The 18,714-nt window shown below is 72.4% G+C and carries 18 protein-coding genes and 1 pseudogene; 11 read left to right on the top strand and 8 right to left on the bottom strand.

Annotated elements, in window-relative coordinates; translation table 11 throughout:
- Positions 1-156 precede the first annotated feature (156 nt).
- The 8 genes from IH25_RS0100150 (at position 157) to IH25_RS38890 (ending at position 9,116) form a co-directional block, all read left to right on the top strand.
- Entirely contained in the window at positions 157-1,392 is a 1,236-nt protein-coding gene (locus tag IH25_RS0100150; RefSeq protein ID WP_030600725.1) for an amidohydrolase, read from the top strand.
- A gap of 303 nt (positions 1,393-1,695) precedes the next feature.
- Positions 1,696-2,748, top strand: a complete 1,053-nt coding sequence (locus tag IH25_RS0100145; protein WP_030600722.1) for a BMP family lipoprotein — start codon at positions 1,696-1,698, stop codon at positions 2,746-2,748.
- A 197-nt stretch (positions 2,749-2,945) separates the two neighbouring features.
- Positions 2,946-4,472, top strand: coding sequence for an ABC transporter ATP-binding protein (locus IH25_RS0100140; protein WP_107058290.1), 1,527 nt, complete (start codon positions 2,946-2,948; stop codon positions 4,470-4,472).
- Positions 4,469-5,596: an ABC transporter permease gene (locus IH25_RS0100135; RefSeq protein ID WP_030600717.1), complete on the top strand. Its 1,128-nt coding sequence runs from the start codon at positions 4,469-4,471 to the stop codon at positions 5,594-5,596. The genes IH25_RS0100140 and IH25_RS0100135 overlap by 4 nt, the downstream gene beginning before the upstream one ends.
- Positions 5,596-6,882 (top strand): ABC transporter permease, encoded by a 1,287-nt coding sequence (locus IH25_RS0100130; protein ID WP_030600714.1) that lies wholly within the window; start codon positions 5,596-5,598, stop codon positions 6,880-6,882. Before IH25_RS0100135 ends, IH25_RS0100130 begins: the two co-directional genes overlap by 1 nt.
- A complete protein-coding gene (locus tag IH25_RS0100125; RefSeq protein WP_030600709.1) occupies positions 6,879-7,283 on the top strand; it encodes a cytidine deaminase in 405 nt (134 codons plus the stop codon). The genes IH25_RS0100130 and IH25_RS0100125 overlap by 4 nt, the downstream gene beginning before the upstream one ends.
- Positions 7,284-7,355: 72 nt before the next feature.
- Positions 7,356-8,639 carry a thymidine phosphorylase gene (locus tag IH25_RS0100120; RefSeq protein WP_030600705.1) on the top strand — a complete coding sequence of 428 codons (1,284 nt, stop codon included), beginning with the start codon at positions 7,356-7,358 and terminating at the stop codon, positions 8,637-8,639.
- A 120-nt stretch (positions 8,640-8,759) separates the two neighbouring features.
- Entirely contained in the window at positions 8,760-9,116 is a 357-nt protein-coding gene (locus IH25_RS38890; RefSeq protein WP_157846915.1) for an STAS domain-containing protein, read from the top strand.
- Here the strand turns inward: IH25_RS38890 and IH25_RS0100115 are convergent.
- Both IH25_RS0100115 and IH25_RS0100110 read right to left on the bottom strand, forming a co-directional pair.
- Positions 9,000-10,013, bottom strand: a complete 1,014-nt coding sequence (locus IH25_RS0100115) for a sigma-70 family RNA polymerase sigma factor (RefSeq protein WP_030600704.1) — start codon at positions 10,011-10,013, stop codon at positions 9,000-9,002. The two genes, IH25_RS38890 and IH25_RS0100115, sit on opposite strands and share 117 nt — an antisense overlap.
- A gap of 169 nt (positions 10,014-10,182) precedes the next feature.
- Positions 10,183-11,505, bottom strand: a complete 1,323-nt coding sequence (locus IH25_RS0100110; RefSeq protein WP_030600700.1) for an MFS transporter — start codon at positions 11,503-11,505, stop codon at positions 10,183-10,185.
- A 63-nt stretch (positions 11,506-11,568) separates the two neighbouring features.
- Between IH25_RS0100110 and IH25_RS0100105 the strand changes: the two genes are divergently transcribed.
- Positions 11,569-12,519, top strand: coding sequence for a LysR family transcriptional regulator (locus IH25_RS0100105; RefSeq protein WP_037654045.1), 951 nt, complete (start codon positions 11,569-11,571; stop codon positions 12,517-12,519).
- Between the two features lie 269 nt (positions 12,520-12,788).
- Here IH25_RS0100105 and IH25_RS0100100 read toward each other — a convergent pair whose 3' ends face one another.
- Complete coding sequence (locus tag IH25_RS0100100; RefSeq protein ID WP_030600692.1) at positions 12,789-13,550, bottom strand: dienelactone hydrolase family protein; 762 nt, start codon at positions 13,548-13,550, stop codon at positions 12,789-12,791.
- Positions 13,551-13,693: 143 nt separating this feature from the next.
- On the opposite strand from IH25_RS0100100, the pseudogene IH25_RS38885 reads away from it, so the two are divergent.
- Together IH25_RS38885 and IH25_RS0100095 are read left to right on the top strand one after the other, a co-directional pair.
- Positions 13,694-13,879: pseudogene (locus IH25_RS38885) on the top strand (hypothetical protein); the annotation flags it as partial.
- A 115-nt stretch (positions 13,880-13,994) separates the two neighbouring features.
- Positions 13,995-14,378, top strand: a complete 384-nt coding sequence (locus IH25_RS0100095) for a hypothetical protein (protein ID WP_030600689.1) — start codon at positions 13,995-13,997, stop codon at positions 14,376-14,378.
- A gap of 94 nt (positions 14,379-14,472) precedes the next feature.
- Here the strand turns inward: IH25_RS0100095 and IH25_RS0100090 are convergent, their stop codons facing one another.
- The 5 genes from IH25_RS0100090 to afsQ1 all read right to left on the bottom strand — a co-directional run bounded on the left by IH25_RS0100090 (position 14,473) and on the right by afsQ1 (position 18,474).
- Positions 14,473-14,673, bottom strand: coding sequence for a PspC domain-containing protein (locus tag IH25_RS0100090; RefSeq protein ID WP_014674578.1), 201 nt, complete (start codon positions 14,671-14,673; stop codon positions 14,473-14,475).
- Positions 14,674-14,781: 108 nt separating this feature from the next.
- Positions 14,782-15,348, bottom strand: a complete 567-nt coding sequence (locus tag IH25_RS0100085) for a VanZ family protein (protein ID WP_030600683.1) — start codon at positions 15,346-15,348, stop codon at positions 14,782-14,784.
- A gap of 221 nt (positions 15,349-15,569) precedes the next feature.
- Complete coding sequence (locus tag IH25_RS0100080) at positions 15,570-16,169, bottom strand: hypothetical protein (protein WP_030600680.1); 600 nt, start codon at positions 16,167-16,169, stop codon at positions 15,570-15,572.
- Positions 16,166-17,800, bottom strand: a complete 1,635-nt coding sequence (locus IH25_RS0100075; protein WP_245172645.1) for a sensor histidine kinase — start codon at positions 17,798-17,800, stop codon at positions 16,166-16,168. The genes IH25_RS0100080 and IH25_RS0100075 overlap by 4 nt, the downstream gene beginning before the upstream one ends.
- On the bottom strand, positions 17,797-18,474 hold the full coding sequence (gene afsQ1 / locus IH25_RS0100070) for a two-component system response regulator AfsQ1 (RefSeq protein WP_106980762.1): 678 nt from the start codon (positions 18,472-18,474) through the stop codon (positions 17,797-17,799). Before afsQ1 ends, IH25_RS0100075 begins: the two co-directional genes overlap by 4 nt.
- Positions 18,475-18,714: the final 240 nt, after the last annotated feature.

Genomic DNA, 18,714 nt, shown 5'->3' with positions numbered 1-18,714 from the left:
GGTATGCGTGGAAGGAGAGAAACAGAGGGTTTACCCGCCAAAGTCCGCAGCCATGCGTCCGCCGGTCAGATTTACGTCCCCTAACGGACTGAACTTTCGTCATTCCGGGGGTAGTTGATCAGCGGGCGTCCTACCCTTCAGAGGGTGAAGCAATTGATGTCGCAAGAGTCCGAGTCCGGCCTTTCGGGGGATGTGCTCCCCGGCGTGCTGAGCGAGTCCCTGCACGCCGAACTCGTCGCCTTCCGGCGCGACTTGCACATGCACCCCGAACTGGGCAACCAGGAGTTCCGTACGACCGCCGCCATCAAGGAGCGGCTGGAACGGGCCGGCCTGAGGCCCCGGGTGCTCGCTTCCGGGACCGGGCTCGTCTGCGACATCGGGCTCACGGAGGGCGAGCGGCCCGGGGAACCGCTGCTCGCGCTGCGCGCCGACATCGACGCGCTGCCCATCCCGGACACCAAGGACGGCTGCCCGTACCGCTCGACCGTGCCCGACCGCGCGCACGCCTGCGGTCACGACGTGCACACCACCGTCGTCCTCGGCGCCGGGCTGGTCCTCGCCGACCTGCACGCCAAGGGCCTGCTGCCGCGCCCGGTGCGGCTGGTCTTCCAGCCCGCCGAGGAGGTGCTGCCCGGCGGCGCCCTGTCCTCCATCGCCGACGGCGTGCTGACCGACGTCGGCCGGATCCTCGCGGTGCACTGCGACCCGAGGGTGGAGGCCGGGAAGATCGGACTGCGGACCGGGGCGATCACCAGCGCCTGCGACTGCCTGGAGGTCGCGCTCGACGGCCCCGGCGGGCACACCGCCCGGCCGCACCTGACCACCGACCTGGTCACCGCCGCCGCCCGGGTCGCCGTCGACGTGCCCGCGCTGATCGCCCGCCGGGTCGACACCCGCGTCGGGCTCGCCCTCACCTGGGGCCGGATCGAGTCCGGGCACGCGCCGAACGTGGTCCCGCAGCACGCGGAGCTGTCCGGAACCGTGCGCTGCCTGGACCTGGAGACCTGGCGGCACGCCCCCGACATCGTGCACGCGGCCATCGACGAGGTCGCCACCATGCACCGGGCCAAGTCCGAGATCACCTACGTACGCGGGGTGCCCCCGGTCGTCAACGACCGGCAGTCCACCGAGCTGCTGCACCGGGCCATGGTCGCCCGGTGCGGCACCAAGTCGGTGGAGACCACCCAGCAGAGCCTCGGCGGCGAGGACTTCTCCTGGTACCTGGAGCACGTGCCGGGCGCGCTGGCCCGGCTCGGCGTGCGCCGGCCCGGCGAGCACCGGGTCCGTGACCTGCACCAGGGCGACTTCGACGCCGACGAGCACGCCATCAAGGTGGGCGTCGAGATGTTCACCGCCGCCGCCTTCCTGGACGCGGCCACGGCGGAGAGGTGACGGGAGGACCGTAGTGTCACGGCCCCCGGCGGAGGGTCCCCGGGGCCGTTCCCCCCTGCGGCGCAACACGGACGCAAGCCATTCGCACACGGACGGCGACGCGGCCCGTATACGACCCGGAGTCCGAGTTCAGACGGTGTTTGCCTCGAATCGATAACGGCTTCCCGAGAGGGTTTTTTGCGACATCTACGCGCGTTACGATGCCGCGAAGCCGACGCCGAAGGGGCGACTCGGCCGGAGCGCTGACAAGGTGCTCCCATCAAGCGCCGACATGGCGCTCAGGTCAGGTGAAGGAGCCTTCCCGTGCGCCGGGTAGCCAAGCTTTCTGCTGCGTGTATCGCGTCCGCAGCTCTCGCCGTGACTGCCACTGCCTGTGGCAGCACCTCCTCCGAGAAGGAGTCCTCCCCGTCCTCCGGTGGCGGCAAGGGGGTCAAGGTCGGCCTCGCCTTCGACGTCGGCGGCCGTGGCGACCGCTCCTTCAACGACTCCGCCGCGCGCGGTGCCGACAAGGCGAAGACGGAGTTCGGCGGCGAGATCAAGGAGCTGACCGCCAAGACCTCCGACACCGAGGCCGACCGCGAGCAGCGCCTGTCGGACCTCGCGGAGGCCGGCTACAACCCGATCGTCGGCATCGGTTACGCCTACGCCGCCTCCATGACCAAGGTCGCCGCGAGGTACCCGAAGACCAGCTTCGGCATCGTCGACTCGGTCGTGAACGGCACCAACGTCGACAGCATCACCTTCACCGAGGAGCAGGGCTCCTACCTGGCCGGTGTCGCCGCCGCGCTGAAGAGCAAGTCGAAGCACGTCGGCTTCATCGGCGGTGTCGACGTCCCGCTGATCAAGAAGTTCGAGGCGGGCTACGTCCAGGGCGTCAAGGACACCGACCCGAAGATCAAGGTCGACACCCAGTACCTGTCGCACGGCTCGGACACCTCCGGCTTCGCCAGCCCCGACAAGGGCAAGGAGGCCGCGCAGGGCATGCTGGACAACGGCGCCGACGTCGTCTACACGGCGGCCGGCTCCTCCGGCAACGGCGCCATCGAGGCCGTCGCGGGCAAGAAGGGCGCCTGGGCGATCGGCGTGGACTCGGACCAGTACAACGTCCCGGGTCTGGCCAAGTACAAGAACTCGATCCTGACCTCGATGGTCAAGAACGTCGACCTCGGCGTGTACGACTTCGTCAAGTCGGTCCACGACGGCAAGCCGCTGAGCGGCACCCACACCTACGCGCTCGCCCAGGACGGCGTGAAGCTGTCCCCGAGCGGCGGCTTCATCGACGACATCCAGGCCAAGCTGGACGCGGCGAAGAAGAAGATCGTCGACGGCTCCATCAAGGTCAAGACCACCCCGTGACCTGATGGGTCCGCTCGGACCCCGGCTCGGCGCGGGGGCCTCCCCAGCCCCCTCGCCGAGCCATAACAATGTGTCAACTCTACGCGTGTAGCGCGGAGTTGCCGCGCTAGCGTCGCCGACGCCTGCCCCCTCCCCGCAGCCTCTTTCCCCGAGGAGAGTGCGCCATCAACGCGTCCAGCCCGCCCGCTGCCGTCGAACTGCGCGGCATCACCAAGCGTTTCCCCGGCGTCGTCGCCAACCGCGACATCGACATCACCGTACGCACGGGCACCGTCCACGCCCTGTGCGGTGAGAACGGTGCCGGCAAGTCCACCCTGATGAAGATCCTCTACGGCATGCAGCAGCCGGACGAGGGCACCATCACGGTCAACGGCGAGCAGGTCGTCCTGCACAACCCCGGCGACGCCATCGCCCGCGGCATCGGCATGGTGCACCAGCACTTCATGCTCGCCGACAACCTCACCGTGCTGGAGAACGTCGTCCTCGGCGCGGAGAAGCTGCACGGCATCGGGGGCCGGGCCCGCGCCAGGATCAAGGAGATCTCGGACGCGTACAGCCTGAACGTCCGGCCCGACGTCCTCGTGGAGGAGCTGGGCGTCGCCGACCGCCAGCGCGTGGAGATCCTCAAGGTCCTCTACCGCGGCGCCCGCACCCTCATCCTCGACGAGCCGACCGCCGTGCTCGTGCCGCAGGAGGTCGACGCGCTCTTCGACAACCTGCGCGAGCTGAAGGCCGAGGGCCTCACCGTCATCTTCATCTCCCACAAGCTGGGCGAGGTGCTGTCGGTCGCCGACGAGATCACCGTCATCCGGCGCGGCACCACCGTCGGCACCGCCGACCCGCGCACCACCACCCCCAGGCAGCTGGCCGAGCTGATGGTCGGCAGCGAGCTGCCCAGCCCGGACACCGAGGAGTCCACCGTCACGGACGTCCCGATGCTCACGCTGGACGGCGTCCACCTGACGCAGACCGGCCTCGACGGCATCGAGCGGGTCATCCTCGACGAGATCTCCTTCACCATCCACAAGGGCGAGGTCCTCGGCATCGCCGGCGTGGAGGGCAACGGCCAGTCCGAGCTGGTCGAGGCGATCATGGGCATGCGGCAGCCCGACGCGGGCGTCATCACGCTCGACGGCGCCGACATCTCCGGCGCCGCCACCCGCGACCGCCGCCTGGCCGGCATCGGCTACATCCCCGAGGACCGCCACCGCCACGGCCTGCTGCTGGAAGCCCCGCTGTGGGAGAACCGCATCCTCGGCCACGTCAGCGAGAAGCCCAACTCGCGCGGCGCGCTGCTCGACATCAAGGCGGCCCGCGCCGACACCGAGCGGATCGTCAAGTCGTACGACGTCCGCACCCCCGGCATCGACGTGACCGCGGCCTCGCTGTCCGGCGGCAACCAGCAGAAGCTGATCGTCGGCCGCGAGATGAGCCACCACCCCAAGCTGCTGATCGCCGCCCACCCCACCCGCGGTGTGGACGTCGGCGCCCAGGCGGCCATCTGGGACTACATCCGCGAGGCCCGCCGCGAGGGCCTGGCCGTCCTGCTGATCTCCGCCGACCTGGACGAGCTGATCGGCCTGTCCGACACCCTGCGGGTGATGTACCGGGGCCGCCTGGTCGCCGACGCCGACCCCGCCACCATCACCCCCGAAGAGCTGGGCTCCGCCATGACGGGTGCGGCCACCGGCCACCTGGAGCACACAGAGGACGACGAGCGATGAACAAGCTGACCTCACGCATCGACAAGGAGCGGCTGGCCCTCGGCATCGCCGCGCCGCTGCTGGCGGTCGTCGCCGCGCTCGTCGTCACCGCCCTGGTGATCCTCGCGACCGGCAAGAACCCCGGCGCCGCGTTCAGCGACATGATGAGCTACGGCTTCGCCAGCGACAGCCAGGTCTACATCCTGAACAAGGCCACCACGTACTACCTCGCCGGTATCGCGGTCGCCGTCGGCTTCCGGATGAACCTGTTCAACATCGGTGTCGACGGCCAGTACCGGCTCGCCGCGTTCATCGCCGCCGTCCTCGGCGGCGCGCTGGCCGTGCCCGGCTGGATCGCCATCCCGCTGATCATGATCTGCGCCATGGCGACCGGCGCCCTGTGGGCGGCCATCGCCGGTGTGCTGAAGGTGACCCGGGGCGTCAGCGAGGTCATCGCGACCATCATGCTGAACTCCATCGCCACCGCCGTCATCGGCTATCTGCTCCAGCCCGAGCGGCTCGGCGAACTCCAGCAGGGCGGCACCCTGGTCTCCACCGAGCCGCTGCCGTCGTCCTCGTTCTTCTTCAGCATCGACACCGGCCCGGCCGGTGTGCTGGACGGCTTCATCGTCGTCGCCGTGATCGTCGGCCTCGCCTACTGGTTCGTGCTCGGCCGCACCCGGTTCGGCTTCGACCTGCGCACCGTCGGCCAGTCCGAGAGCGCGGCCGCCGCGAGCGGTGTGTCGGTGAAGAAGATGGTCGCCACCAGCATGATCATCTCGGGTGCGGTGGCCGGTCTGATCGGCATGCCCACGCTGCTGAACGAGAGCCACCAGTACGACAACAGCTTCCCCACCGGCATCGGCTTCACCGGCATCGCCATCGCGCTGCTCGGCCGCAACAACCCGATCGGCATCGCGCTCGGCGCCCTGCTCTGGGGCTTCCTGGAGCGCACCACCAACCACCTGGAGTTCCAGGGCTACGACAAGGAGATCCTCGGCGTGATCCAGGGCGTCATCGTCCTGTGCGTCGTGATCGCCTACGAGGTCGTCCGGCGCTACGGCCTCAAGCGCCAGCAGCAGCGGGTCGGCGCGGAACTCGCCGCCCAGGCCGCCGCCCCGACGAAGAAGCAGGAGGTGGCGTGATGACTGCCACGATGACCGACACGCCGCCGCCCGCGGCGCCCAAGGCACCCGGCGCGCCCCAGCGCTCGGGCCGCTCCCTCGGCCAGGTCCTCATGATCGTCGCCGGCGCCCTGCTGCTCCTCGCGGCCGTCCGGATGATCACCGACTCCAACCAGCTGGACTCCTCCGGCCAGGTCGCCGCCGCGCTCGGCCTCGCCGTGCCGATCGGCCTCGCCGGGCTCGCGGGCCTGTGGTCCGAGCGGGCCGGCGTGGTCAACATCGGCCTCGAAGGCATGATGATCCTCGGCACCTTCGGCGCCGGCTGGGTCGGCTGGCAGTCCAGCCCCTGGCTCGGCCTGCTGTGCGGCATCGGCTTCGGTGTCCTCGGCGGCCTGGTGCACGCCGTCGCCACCATCACCTTCGGCGTCGACCACATCGTCTCCGGTGTCGCCGTCAACCTGCTCGCGCTCGGTGCCACCCAGTACCTCGCCAAGCTGTTCTTCGCCGACGGCTCGGCGGCGCAGGAGGGCGGCAACCCCAAGCAGTCCCCGCCCGCGGACTCGCTGCCCGACATCACCGTCCCCGGTCTGTCCGACGGCCTCGCCTCTCTTGAGAAGCACCACTGGTTCCTGGTCTCCGACCTCGCCGGCATCGTCGGCGGGCTGGTCACCAACCTGTCCGTGATCACGATCGTGGCCGTGCTGCTGTTCGTCGGCAGCTGGTGGCTGCTGTGGCGCACCCCGTTCGGCCTGCGGCTGCGCTCCTGCGGTGAGAACCCGGTCGCCGCGGAGTCCCTCGGCGTCAACGTCTACCAGTACAAGTACGCGGCCGTCGCCGTCTCCGGCGGCCTGGCCGGCCTCGGCGGCGCCTTCCTCGCGCTGGTCACCTCGCACACCTACCTGGAGGGCCAGACCGCGGGCCGCGGCTACATCGGTCTCGCCGCCATGATCTTCGGCAACTGGCGGCCCGGCGGGCTGGCCATGGGCGCGGGCCTGTTCGGCTACTCCGACGCCCTCCAGCTGCGCAACGGCGGTGTCACCGTGCACGCGCTGCTGCTGCTCCTGGTCGTCCTGCTGGCGCTGCTGGCCGGCTGGAAGCTGTACAAGAAGGCCGTGGTCCAGGGCGTGGTCAGTGCCGTCATGGCCGTGCTGGTGCTGGTCTGGTACCTGCTCACCGACGAGGTCCCGAGCGACTTCGTGGGCGCCACCCCGTACGTCGTCACGCTGCTGGTGCTCTCGCTGTCCGCGCAGCGGCTGCGGATGCCCAAGGCGGACGGCATGCGCTACCGGAAGGGCCAGGGCAAGTGACCCGGGACGACGCCGCCTTCGACTGGGAGCCGCTGCGCGCCCGGGCGCGGGAGGCCATGTCCCACGCCTACGCCCCCTACTCGGGCTACCCGGTCGGGGTCGCGGCCCTGGTCGACGACGGCCGCACGGTCACCGGCTGCAACGTGGAGAACGCCTCCTACGGCCTCGGCCTGTGCGCCGAGTGCGGCCTGGTCTCCGAGCTCCAGCGCACCGGCGGCGGCCGGCTGACGCACTTCACCTGCGTCGACGGCGCCGGCGCCCTGCTGGTCCCGTGCGGCCGCTGCCGCCAGCTGCTGTACGAGTTCGGCGGCCCGGACCTGCTGCTGGACACCCCCGCGGGCGTCCTGACGCTCGCCGAGATGCTGCCCCAGGCCTTCGGCCCGGACCATCTCACCCAGTAACGCCGTACGGCCCCCCTGCACCGTTCGCAGGGGGGCCGCACACTTCGCACCTCCCGGAAGGAAGCCCCAGCCATGGCCATGGACGCCATCTCCGTCATCCGCACCAAGCGGGACCGCGGCGAGCTGACCGACCAGCAGATCGACTGGGTCATCGACGCGTACACCCGCGGCGAGGTCGCCGACGAGCAGATGTCCGCGCTCGCCATGGCGATCCTGCTGAACGGCATGAACCGCCGCGAGATCGCCCGCTGGACCGCGGCCATGATCGCCTCCGGCGAGCGCATGGACTTCTCCTCGCTGTCCCGCCCGACGGCCGACAAGCACTCCACCGGCGGCGTCGGCGACAAGATCACCCTGCCGCTGGCCCCGCTCGTCGCGGCCTGCGGGGCGGCCGTGCCCCAGCTCTCCGGCCGGGGCCTCGGCCACACCGGCGGCACCCTGGACAAGCTGGAGTCCATCCCCGGCTGGCGCGCCCTGCTCTCCAACGAGGAGATGCTGGACGTCCTGGACACCACCGGCGCTGTGATCTGCGCGGCGGGCGACGGCCTGGCCCCCGCCGACAAGAAGCTCTACGCGCTGCGGGACGTCACCGGCACCGTCGAGGCCATCCCGCTGATCGCCTCCTCCATCATGTCCAAGAAGATCGCCGAGGGCACCGGCTCGCTGGTCCTGGACGTCAAGGTGGGCTCGGGCGCCTTCATGAAGACGATCGAGGACGCCCGCGAACTGGCGTCCACGATGGTCGGCCTCGGCACCGATCACGGGGTGAAGACGGTCGCGCTGCTCACCGACATGTCCACCCCGCTGGGCCTGACGGCGGGCAACGCCCTGGAGGTCCGCGAGTCCGTGGAGGTGCTGGCGGGCGGCGGCCCGGCGGACGTCGTGGAACTGACGCTCGCGCTGGCCCGCGAGATGCTGGACGCCGCCGGGCTGAAGGACGCCGACCCGGCGAAGGCGCTGGCCGACGGCTCGGCGATGGACGTCTGGCGCCGGATGATCGCGGCCCAGGGCGGCGACCCGGACGCCCCGCTGCCCACGTCGAAGGAACAGCACGTGGTGAAGGCCCCCGCCACCGGCGTCCTGACCCGCCTCGACGCCTACGACATCGGCATCGCCGCCTGGCGCCTGGGCGCCGGCCGCGCCCGCAAGGAGGACCCGGTGCAGGCGGCGGCCGGCGTCGAACTCCACGCCAGGCCCGGCGACCGGGTGACCGAGGGCCAGCCCCTCCTCACCCTCCACACCGACACCCCCGAACGCTTCGAGTACGCCCTCCAGGCCGTGACGGACTCCTACGACATCGCGGCCCCGGGCACCGCCTTCGAGCCCACCCCCGTGGTCCTGGAGCGCATCGCCTGACCTGCGGTTTCCCCATGCGGGTGAACGGGACCGGTGGACCTGCACCGGTCCCGTTCGGCATTCCCGGTCGCGGTGGCCCACCCGCGATGAGTTCCGGCCGCCCCGGCGGTCTATCCGCACGTGGATGCCAAGACGCCCGTCGCCGTGCTCGTGCTGAGCGGTCCCGTCCGTCCCGGTGAGGTGGCGGGGTGGTGTGCCCGGGTGCGGGAAGCGCTCGCGGGCGGGGCGGGCGGGGTGGTGGTGTGTGATGTGGGCGGGCTCGGGCCGCCGGGGCTGGCCGCCGTCGATCTGCTCGCCCGGCTGGAGCTGACCGCCCGCCGGGCCGGCGGGCGGATACGGCTGCGGGACGCCGGTCCCGCGCTAGTCGCCCTGCTGGGCCTGGTCGGCCTCCGCCTCCAGACGGAGGGGCAGGTCGAACAGCGGGAACCACCGCTGGGTGTCGAGGAAGCAGTGGAAACCGGTGATCCGGCCGGCTGAGATCTCCAGCACCTGCACCGCCCACGGCGTGAACCCGCCGTTCTCCGGGTCCGGCTTGTAGTGCGCGAACGCCGGCAGGCCGTTGGCCTGGACCGGCACCAGCCGGGACCCGGCGCAGGAGGCGCCGATGGTCAGCATGAAGCCGGTGATGTCGGCCGTGCCGCGCAGCCACAGGTCGAACGGCGGCATCGTCATGATGGCGTCCTCGTGCAGCAGCGCCGTCAGCGCCGTCATGTCGTAGCCCTCGAACGCCTTGACGTACCGCTCCAGCAGCCTCTGCTGCTCCTCGTCCAGCGGATCGGACACCGCCCCCTCGGCCCCCGCGTCCGACCGCTCCGCGAGCGTGGCCCGGGCCCGCTGCAAGGCGCTGTTCACCGAGGCCACCGAGGTCTCCAGCAGCTCGGCCACCTCGCTCGCCTTCCACGCCAGCACCTCGCGCAGGATCAGCACCGCCCGCTGCTTGGGCGGCAGCTGCTGGAGCGCCGCCATGAAGGCGAGCCGCACCGACTCCTTGGCGACCGCCGCCTCCGCCGGGTCCGCCACGGCCGGCAGCACCCGCGCGTCCGGCATCGGCTCCAGCCAGGTGTGGTCCGGGCGCGGGTTGAGCGCCGCCTGCGCGAGCGGGGTGGCCTCCGACAGATCCATCGGCCGGGCCCGCTTGTTGCCCGCCGACAGCATGTCCAGGCACACGTTCGTCGCGATCCGGTACAGCCACGACCTGAGCGAGGAACGGCCCTCGAACTTCTCGTAGTTCCGCCAGGCCCGCACCAGGGTGTCCTGCACCGCGTCCTCGGCCTCGAAGGAGGACCCGAGCATCCGGTAGCAGTACCCCGTCAGCTCGGTCCGGTGCTTCTCCAGCGCGACATCGAGGTCCGCCGTCGCCGTTCCGTTGCCCATCGTCCACCCACCCCTGCGGCCGTCCCGGTGGCGCACCGTCGCGCCCCAGCACCTCGGAAGCTACCGCAGCCCACCGACAATGACCGCCGGAGTCGGAAAATGCCCGGTGCGCGGGGGCCGCCCGGTGCCCGGAGGCGTCAGTGCCCGGAGGTCACAGCGGGGGGCGGTCTCAGTGCGCCGCGGCCCGTACGGAAGCCCGCCCGGGGCGCGCCACCGCCCGCCGCGCCGCCACGGAACCGAGCACCGTGATCGCCACCACGCCCGCCACCGCCAGCAGGCCGACGCCGACCGTGCCCGCCCAGCCGCCCGTGCGGAAGGCCAGCGCGCCGACCGTGCTGCCCACGCTGGAGCCGATGTAGTACGCGGACTGGTACAGCGCCGAAGCCTGGGCGCGGCCGTGCGTGGCCGTCTTGCCGACCGCCGAGGAGGCCACCGCGTGCCCGGCGAAGAAGCCCGCCGTGATCAGCACCAGCCCCAGCAGGACCAGCGGCAGCGACGCGGCGAGCGACAGCAGCAGGCCCGCCGCGGTCGTACCGCCCGCCAGGTACAGCGCGCCCCGGCGGCCGAACCGGCCCACCAGCCGGCCCGCGGCCGAGGCGGACACCGTACCCACCAGGTACACCAGGAAGATCGAGCCCACGATGCCCTGCGGCAGCCCGAACGGCGTCGCCGTCAGCCGGTAGCCGATCACCGTGTAGACGCCGCCGAACACCGTCATGAACAGCGCGCCGATCGCGTACAGGCGGCGCAGCAGCGGGTCGGCGAGGTGGCCGCGGACCGTGCCGAGCAGGACCCGGGGCCGCAGCGAGCCGGGCGTGAAGTGGCGCGGGGCGGGCAGCAGCAGCCGGAACGCCACCGCGCACGCGACCGCCAGGACGCCGATGACGCCGACGGAGATCCGCCAGCCCCACTCCTGCGCGACCCAGCCGGTGATCACCCGGCCGCTCATGCCGCCGACGCTGTTGCCCGCCACGAACAGCCCGATCGCGGTGACCAGCGCCTTCGGCCGGACCTCCTCGGCCAGGTAGGCCGTGGCCGAGGCCGGCAGACCGGCCAGCGCCGCGCCCTGCACGCCCCGCAGCACCACCAGCGCGCCGAGCGACGGCGCGAAGGGCACCAGCAGACCCACGGCGACGGCGACGGCCAGCGAGGCCGTCATCACCGTACGGCGGCCGAACCGCTCGGACAGGGCGCTCATCGGCAGCACGAACAGCGCGAGTCCGCCGGTCGCCGCCGCCACCGTCCAGCTCGCCTCGCTCGCCGCCACCCCGAACTCCCCGGAGATCAGCGGCAGCAGCGCCTGGGTGGAGTACAGCAGGGCGAAGGTCGCGACCCCGGCGAGGAAGAGGGCGAGGCTCATCCGGCGGTAGCCGGGGCCGCCCGGAGTCATACGGGAGTCGGAGCCGCCGGTGTCGGAGCCGGAGGAGTCGGGGACGGGAACGGACGGTACGGCGCCCACACTGGTGGACGCCCCGGTACTGGCGGGAGACATGCCTCGACCGTAAGGACCACGCGGCTCATGCGTCCAATGCATGGAACGGCCATAATCGTTCCCATGGCGCATCAGCGAAGCTCACGGGCCCGGCTGTCACCGTTCAGTGACACAGAAGACATGGCGCTGTTGCTCGCGCCGCGCCTCGCCTACTTCGCCGGGGTGGCCCGCACGGAGCACGTCACCCGGGCCGCGCAGGAGCTGAACGTCCCCCAGTCCACCCTCTCGCGCGCGATGGCCCGCCTGGAACGGGACCTGGGCGTCGAGCTGTTCGCCCGGCACGGCCGCACGGTCTCCCTGACCACCGCCGGCCGCACCTTCCTCGCCTCCGCCGAGCGGGCCCTCGCCGAGATCGAACGGGCCGCCGAGGAGGTCCGCGCGGACGCCGACCCGGCCACCGGCAAGGTCGCCTTCGGCTTCCTGCACACCATGGGCGCGGAGACCGTACCCGGCCTGCTGCACGCCTTCCGCGCCGACCACCCGCGCGTCCGCTTCAGCCTCGTGCAGAACTACGGCGAGGCGATGCTGGAGCGGCTGCGCGCCGGCGAGCTGGACCTGTGCCTCACCTCGCCGGTGCCCGACGCCCCCGACCTGGTCGCCCGCCGCCTGGACGAGCAGAAGCTGCGCCTGGTCGTCCCCGCGGACCACCGGCTGGCCGCCCGCCGCCGCATCCGTCTGGCCGAGGCGGCCGAGGAAACCTTCGTCACCCTGGAGCCCGGCTACGGCCTGCGCCGCATCACCGACGACCTGTGCCGCCAGGCGGGCTTCCGGCCGAGGGTCGCCTTCGAGGGCGAGGAGGCCGAAACCCTGCGGGGCCTGGTCGCGGCCGGTCTCGGCGTGGCCCTGCTGCCCCCGCCGACGGTCCCCCGCCCCGGCGTGGTCGAACTGACGGTCACGGCCCCGCGCGCGGCCCGGGAGATCGGCGTGGCGTGGCTGGCCGACCGCCCGGACACCCCACCGGTGGCGGCGTTCAAGAAGTTCCTGCTCTCGAGAAGGGGCAACCTCCTTCCCTGAGGGCCATTCCCGTCCGCGGAAACCCAAGGGGAGAGGCGGTGGCCGCCGCGGGCGGTCTGCCGCCGGCGCCGGCCCTTCGGCGCACCGCCGGTTGCGCGCCGAGCGGCCCACGCGCGCCCCACCAGGGCAGGGCCGACCGGGGCGGGCGGGATGCTTTCCGTCGAGGGGGTCGCGTACGACGGGCACGGCCGGGGAACCGGACGAGTCCGACGCCCCTCCCGGCGGCCCGATCCGGCCGGTGCACGGTTTCCGCCGAGCCGCACCCCGCGCTACCGCCGCAACGACCGCCCGAACCCCGCCGCCAGCGGCATCCTCAGGCCGATCGGCGGGGGAGCCGCCAGGGCGTCCTCCACCGGGCGGGAGACGGGGTGGCCGAACAGGGCGCCCAGGACGAAGTCGGTGGTCAGGGCGAGGACTTCGGAGCGGTGGCCGTGCAGTGCGTGGCCGTCGGAGTGCACCTCGAAGCGGCACACCTCGCGGTTCGCCTTCTTCGCCCGCGCCGCGTAGCGGAACGACAGTTCCGGGTCGGTGCGCTCGTCGTTCGTGCCGTGCGCGATCAGGACCCGGCGGCCCACCAGCTGCTTCACCGGTTCGGCGGGAGCGGCCACGTCCTCCTCCGGGAGCCACGGGGCCAGCGCCACCACGGAGTTGACGGCCTCGTGACCGCCGGAGCGCAGTGCCGCCCGGCCGCCCATGTCGACACCGACCAGGCACACGGGGACGTCGCCGTAGCGGCGTACGACCTCCTCGGTGGCCCACTCGGCGTCCGCCGCCAGATGCGCCTCGCCGCCGTTCCAGCCGCGGTAGCGGTACTGGACGCGGTGCACCGCCAGCCCCTCGGCGCGGCCCGCCCGGGCGAGGGCGCGGCCCAGGGAGCGGATCAGGGAGAGCGGCCGCACGGGGGACGGCCGGCGGGTCGATGCCTCCTCGCCGTCGGGGAGCAGCAGCACCGCTCCGCACACCGGTGCCGGCGCCGGGCCGACCGCCTTTCCCAGCCTGGCCGTTCGCACCGGCGTCGCTTGCTGTCCCATGACAGAACAGTGTCAGAAGGGGCGGTGGACGAAACCCGTACGGCGGGTCACCGTTGCGTATCGACGGAAAAGCATCGCAGCGGGACCCGGACGCGGGCTGACGATCAGGTGATCCGGTGGAGGACGGCCCGGCCGCCGGTCCCGTCAATGCGATGACATCGGCGTTCATTCCTTTCGATGAAAGACTCGCGGTGATCAACGAGGTGGTCAAACCCGGATACGCCGAGCTGGAATCCGAATGGCTGTTCCGGCAGACCGCGCCTACCAGCGGTTCCGCCCGCTCGGAGGGCCGACCACCGCAGGGCGGGCGGCGCGGAAAACGGGTGTGATCTCCCCCGGCGTCCGTATTTCGGTGTTTGCGGCGGATGGTGTGCGGTGTTTACGGTCGTGGATCGCTCAGATCGTTCGTGAGCCCCTGTCTCCGCACGCAAGGACGCATGCACCATGAAGCAGTCTGCTGCCAAGACCCTCGGTGTCGCCGCCCTCGGCGCCGCCGTCGCCGCCCTCGGCGCGGGCGCGGCCAACGCGGCCCCGGCCGCCCCGGACGCCGCCCACACCCTGGACACCGTCACGAAGCTGCTGCCGCCCGGGCAGGTCGTGGACTCGCTGCCCGACAGCGGGGCGGTGAAGACGCTCAAGCCCCTGGCCAAGCGCGGTGTCGCCGCCGCGGTGCCGGTCGCCCGCAAGGGGCTGGTCGCCGCGCAGCCCGTCGCCGAGCGCGCCGTGGCCGAGGGTCCGACCAAGCCGGTCGCCGGTCTGCTCGGCGGACTGCCGGTCAAGGGCCTGCCCACGAAGGGCACGCCGGTCAACGGGCTTCCGCTCGGCTGACCCCGGCCACCGCAGGTCACGCGGGGCGCTCCGGCACGTCCGGCCGCGCCCCCGTACCGTGCTCGCCCCGCCGCTCGTTGGGCGGCTCGGTGCCTCACCAGGCGGTGCGGGCCTTGTCCTCGGACGGCAGCAGCAGCCACAGCGCTATGTACAGCAGGAACTGCGGGCCCGGCAGCAGGCAGGACACCAGGAAGATCACCCGCATCGTCGTGGCCGAGGTACCGAAGCGCCGGGCCAGTCCGGCGCAGACTCCGCCGATCACGCGGCCGTGGGTGGGGCGGGAAAGGGCGGTCATGTCGGCTCCTCCGTGGTCGTCGGCTCGCTTCCGAGCCGGTGACGGGGCCCTGGGCGGGCTCCTCAACTGCCTTCCACGGTAGGCGGACGAAGAGGACGAAGCATCACTCTAAGGTGCGATCCCGACCCTGGGAATCGTCGGGGTACGGCCCTGAGACAGCTCCTCCGCGATGCTGACCGCCGGTCCGGCCGCCGCGCCCGGTTCCCGCACCGCCCGCCGGCGCAGCCAGGACCGGCCCGCCGGTACGACGGCCAGGTGGGCCAGCACGACCCCCGCCGTGTTCAGCAGCAGCGAGTCGACGTCCACCACCCGACCCGGCACCCCGGTCTGCAACAGGGCGATGCCCAGGGAGATCAGCGCGCCGGCCGCGGCCGTCCGCAGCAGCGAGGCGAGCGGGGAGACGGTGAGCCTGCCGTGCGCCGCCGGCAGCAGCACGCCCAGCGGGGCGAGCAGCCCGAGACCCTCGCCGAGCGGCCGGGCGGCCCCGGGCCAGCCCAGCGCCAGATCGGCCCGGATCCCGGCCAGCGGGCGCAGATTCGGGGGCATCACCCAGGGGACGTCCAGGGGGCGCAGCATCAGCCAGGCGACGAGGGCTAGGTGCGTGGCGAGGAGGACACCCCCCGTCACACGGATGCGGATCGCGGCGCTGCCGCCGATGGAGCCTTGACGCTGCACGCCCCCCTAGACGCGGCCACGGTGCGAAACGGTTCCGGGGTGAAAACGTTTCGCCTCCGCCCCGACGACGTTTCGCCTGAGCCGGGACGGCGTTTCGCTCCGCCGCGCCGACGTTCCGGCACGGCACGCCGACGACCGCCGACGTGACCCCGTAGAGCATCCCCCGTAGGGAACCACCCGGAGGGAACCACCCGGAGGGGTCACCGGCCGGACCGCCCCGTCTACCCCGTGACCTCGCCGGACGGTGGCCGGGTGCCGGCCGGGTGGTCGCGGACCTCGTCCGTGCACTCGTAGCGCCGCAGCGGGCCCGCGTCCGGGCCGCCCAGGATGACCGAGCCGTCGCCCTCCGTGGCCGCCGAGTCGGACAGCGTGCACACCAGCTGGGCCAGGGCCTGGGAGGACAGGCGCGAGGGTGCCGTGCTCAGCCGGAGCGCGTCCTCGGGGTCCTTCGGGCCGGGCCCGCGCACGCCGAGCGCACCCGGGACGTACGTCGTATAGCCCGCGGAGCGCTCCGCGGCCGACGGGGACGCGGCGAGCTGGTCCAGCAGCCCCTGCGCCACGATCACCCGGCGCCGGGCGTCCGGGGTGCCCTCCGGGACCGGCACCGTGCGGTCCACCGCGACCAGGGACGCCCCGCACAGCAGGAAGACCTGCACCGGCACCCCGCGCGAGGACTGCGCGGACCGGTCCGGCCCGGCCAGCGAGCACGGCACCCGGGACGGCGCCGCCCCGAAGTCGGTCGGCACCTCCGTGGCCCGGATGCCGCAGCCGGTGAGCAGCGCGCCGAGGAGGGGGAGTGCCACCAGGCGTCGTATGGTCATGACCCCTCCTTCCCCGCGCCGTCCCGCGCGTCCTTGCCGCCCTTGCCTTCCTTGCCGTTTCCGTTGCCCCCGCCGTTTCCGCCGCCCCCGCCGTCTTCGCCGTCCTGCTCGGTCAGCGGCGAGGAGTCCCGGGGCAGCCGGAGCGTGAACACCGCGCCGCCCTCGGGAGAGTTCGCGGCGGTGATCTCGCCGCCGTGGATGTGGGCGTTCTCCAGGGCGATGGACAGGCCGAGCCCGCTGCCCTCGGAGCGCGGCCGGGAGGCGCTCGCCTTGTAGAAGCGGTCGAAGACGTGCGGCAGGACGTCCTCGGGGATGCCCGGCCCGTGGTCGCGGACCCGGATCTCGACCGAGTCCTCCGCCTCCCGCACCGACACCCGCACCGGCGACCCGCCGTGCTTGAGCGCGTTGCCGATCAGATTGGCGAGGATCACGTCCAGCCGGCGCGGGTCCAGCCGGGCGTGGATGCCGCGCTCGGCGTCCAGCTCGACCGCGTCCAGCCAGGCCCGGGCGTCGATGCAGGCGGTGATCTGGTCGGCGACGTCCACGTCGTCCAGGACCAGCCGGGCGGTGCCCGCGTCGAAGCGGGTGACCTCCATCAGATTCTCGACCAGGTCGTTCAGCCGCCGGGTCTCGCTGACCACCAGCCGGACCGCGGGCTCGATCATCGGGTCCATGCTGCCGGTCTCCGCCTCCAGCTCCTCCTCCAGCACCTCCGTGACGGCGGTGATGGCGGTGAGCGGGGTGCGCAGCTCGTGCGACATGTCGGCGACGAACCGGCGGGACGCCTCGTCCCGCGCGGCCATCTCCGCGACCCGCTTCTCCAGCGCCTCGGCCGCGTTGTTGAACGTCCGTGACAGATCGGCGAGTTCATCGGTGCCGGAGACCCGCAGCCGGGTGTCCAGCCGGCCCTCGCCGAGCCGGCGCGCGGCCACCCCGAGCCGGTGCACCGGCTTCAGCACGGTCGTGGCGGCGGCCTGCGCGAGCAGCGCGGCGCCGATCAGCGCGAGACCGGTGGCGATGCCCAGCGACCAGGCCAGCGAGTTGAGGTCCTTGGCCTCCGGCTCCAGCGACTTCGCCATGTAGCCGGTCGGGCCACCGCCGATGACGCGCGTCCCGGCCACCAGGAACGGCGTGCCGTGGTCCACGACCCGCTGCCAGTACAGGTGGTACGGCTCCTTGTTCTGGTCGGTCACCCGCTGCCGCTCGGTCACGGCCGCGCGCAGCGACGACGGCACGTCCTCCAGCGCGAAGCCGTTGATGCCGCCCGAGTTGCCGTACACCGTCTTGCCGTCGGCGTCCGTGGCGACCAGCAGCACGCTGAAGCGCTGGCTGCTGGCGGCCATCTGGCCCGCCGCGCGCTGGAGTTGGTCCTGGCTCGGGTGCTCGGGCAGCGCGCCCGCGCGGTTCTGCATCTCCTGCCGGAAGTCGCGCAGCACCGCGTCCTGGGCGCGGGTGAGCACCGCCTCCCGGTTGAGCCAGTAGGCGATGCCCGACGCCGACACCGCGGCGGTCAGCGCGACCAGCGCGAACACCACCACCAGGCGCAGCCGCAGACTGGTGAACCGCAGCCGCGACAGACTTCCGCCACGCCCCGCGGCCCAGCCGCGCAGCCCTTCTCGCGTTCCGGTCACTGAGGGGCGTCCAGGCGGTAACCGACACCACGGACGGTACGGATCAGCGTCGGGGAAGACGGGACGTCCTCGACCTTGGCGCGCAGCCGCTGCACACACGCGTCGACCAGGCGCGAGTCGCCCAGGTAGTCGTGCTCCCACACCAGCCGCAGCAACTGCTGCCGGGACAGCGCCTGACCGGGCCGCCGGCTCAGCTCCAGCAGCAGCCGCAGCTCGGTCGGGGTCAGCTGGAGGTCCTCGCCGTTCTTCGTGACCGTCATCGCCGAACGGTCGATGACGAGGTTGCCGAAGGTCGCCGAGTCGCTGGACTCGCGCTCACCGCGCCGCAGCACGGCCCGGATCCGGGCGTCCAGCACCCGGCCCTGCACCGGCTTGACGACATAGTCGTCGGCCCCCGACTCCAGCCCGACCACCACGTCGATGTCGTCGCTGCGCGCGGTCAGCAGGATGATCGGGAGCTGGTCGGTGCGCCGGATGCGGCGGCAGACCTCGAACCCGTCGATACCGGGCAGCATCACGTCCAGCACGATCAGGTCCGGCCGCTGCTCGCGCAGCAGCTTCAGACCGTCCTCGCCGCTGGCAGCGGTGGCCACCCGGTGTCCCTGGCGCGTCAGGGAGAGCTCCAGGGCCGTACGGATGGCGTCGTCGTCCTCGATCAGCAACAGGGAAGGCACGGCCTCATTCTGGCCCATGGACGGGGTGTCGTACGACCGGCCCGCACCACTCCTCGCCCATCGCGACTGGCCGTGCGCGGCCGGTGACCGGCACGGCCGGACACCCGCGGGACCCCTGTGACAGGTCTGTGACAGTCGACGGACACGGCCATGAACTCGCCCCGGCAGGCTTTTCGTCACGGGCCGGACGGCGAGCCGGAACGGCCCGGTACGACAGATCCACCGGAAGTCCACGACGGG

This window comes from Streptomyces achromogenes subsp. achromogenes (genome assembly GCF_000720835.1).
In the GTDB taxonomy this organism is placed as follows: domain Bacteria; phylum Actinomycetota; class Actinomycetes; order Streptomycetales; family Streptomycetaceae; genus Streptomyces; species Streptomyces achromogenes.
The sequence above is the reverse complement of the archived record's forward strand: the minus strand, read 5'-3'. Positions and strand labels throughout refer to the sequence as shown.

Bases quoted from the DNA above. Each gene is read 5' to 3' on its own strand.
- IH25_RS0100150 (WP_030600725.1), top strand. From the start codon at position 157: ATGTCGCAAGAGTCCGAGTCCGGCCTTTCGGGGGATGTGCTCCCCGGC.
- IH25_RS0100135 (WP_030600717.1), top strand. From the start codon at position 4,469: ATGAACAAGCTGACCTCACGCATCGACAAGGAGCGGCTGGCCCTCGGC.
- IH25_RS0100130 (WP_030600714.1), top strand. From the start codon at position 5,596: ATGACTGCCACGATGACCGACACGCCGCCGCCCGCGGCGCCCAAGGCA.
- IH25_RS0100120 (WP_030600705.1), top strand. From the start codon at position 7,356: ATGGCCATGGACGCCATCTCCGTCATCCGCACCAAGCGGGACCGCGGC.
- IH25_RS0100115 (WP_030600704.1), bottom strand. From the start codon at position 10,013: ATGGGCAACGGAACGGCGACGGCGGACCTCGATGTCGCGCTGGAGAAG.
- IH25_RS0100110 (WP_030600700.1), bottom strand. From the start codon at position 11,505: ATGTCTCCCGCCAGTACCGGGGCGTCCACCAGTGTGGGCGCCGTACCG.
- IH25_RS0100105 (WP_037654045.1), top strand. From the start codon at position 11,569: ATGGCGCATCAGCGAAGCTCACGGGCCCGGCTGTCACCGTTCAGTGAC.
- IH25_RS0100100 (WP_030600692.1), bottom strand. From the start codon at position 13,550: ATGGGACAGCAAGCGACGCCGGTGCGAACGGCCAGGCTGGGAAAGGCG.
- IH25_RS0100095 (WP_030600689.1), top strand. From the start codon at position 13,995: ATGAAGCAGTCTGCTGCCAAGACCCTCGGTGTCGCCGCCCTCGGCGCC.
- IH25_RS0100090 (WP_014674578.1), bottom strand. From the start codon at position 14,673: ATGACCGCCCTTTCCCGCCCCACCCACGGCCGCGTGATCGGCGGAGTC.
- IH25_RS0100080 (WP_030600680.1), bottom strand. From the start codon at position 16,169: ATGACCATACGACGCCTGGTGGCACTCCCCCTCCTCGGCGCGCTGCTC.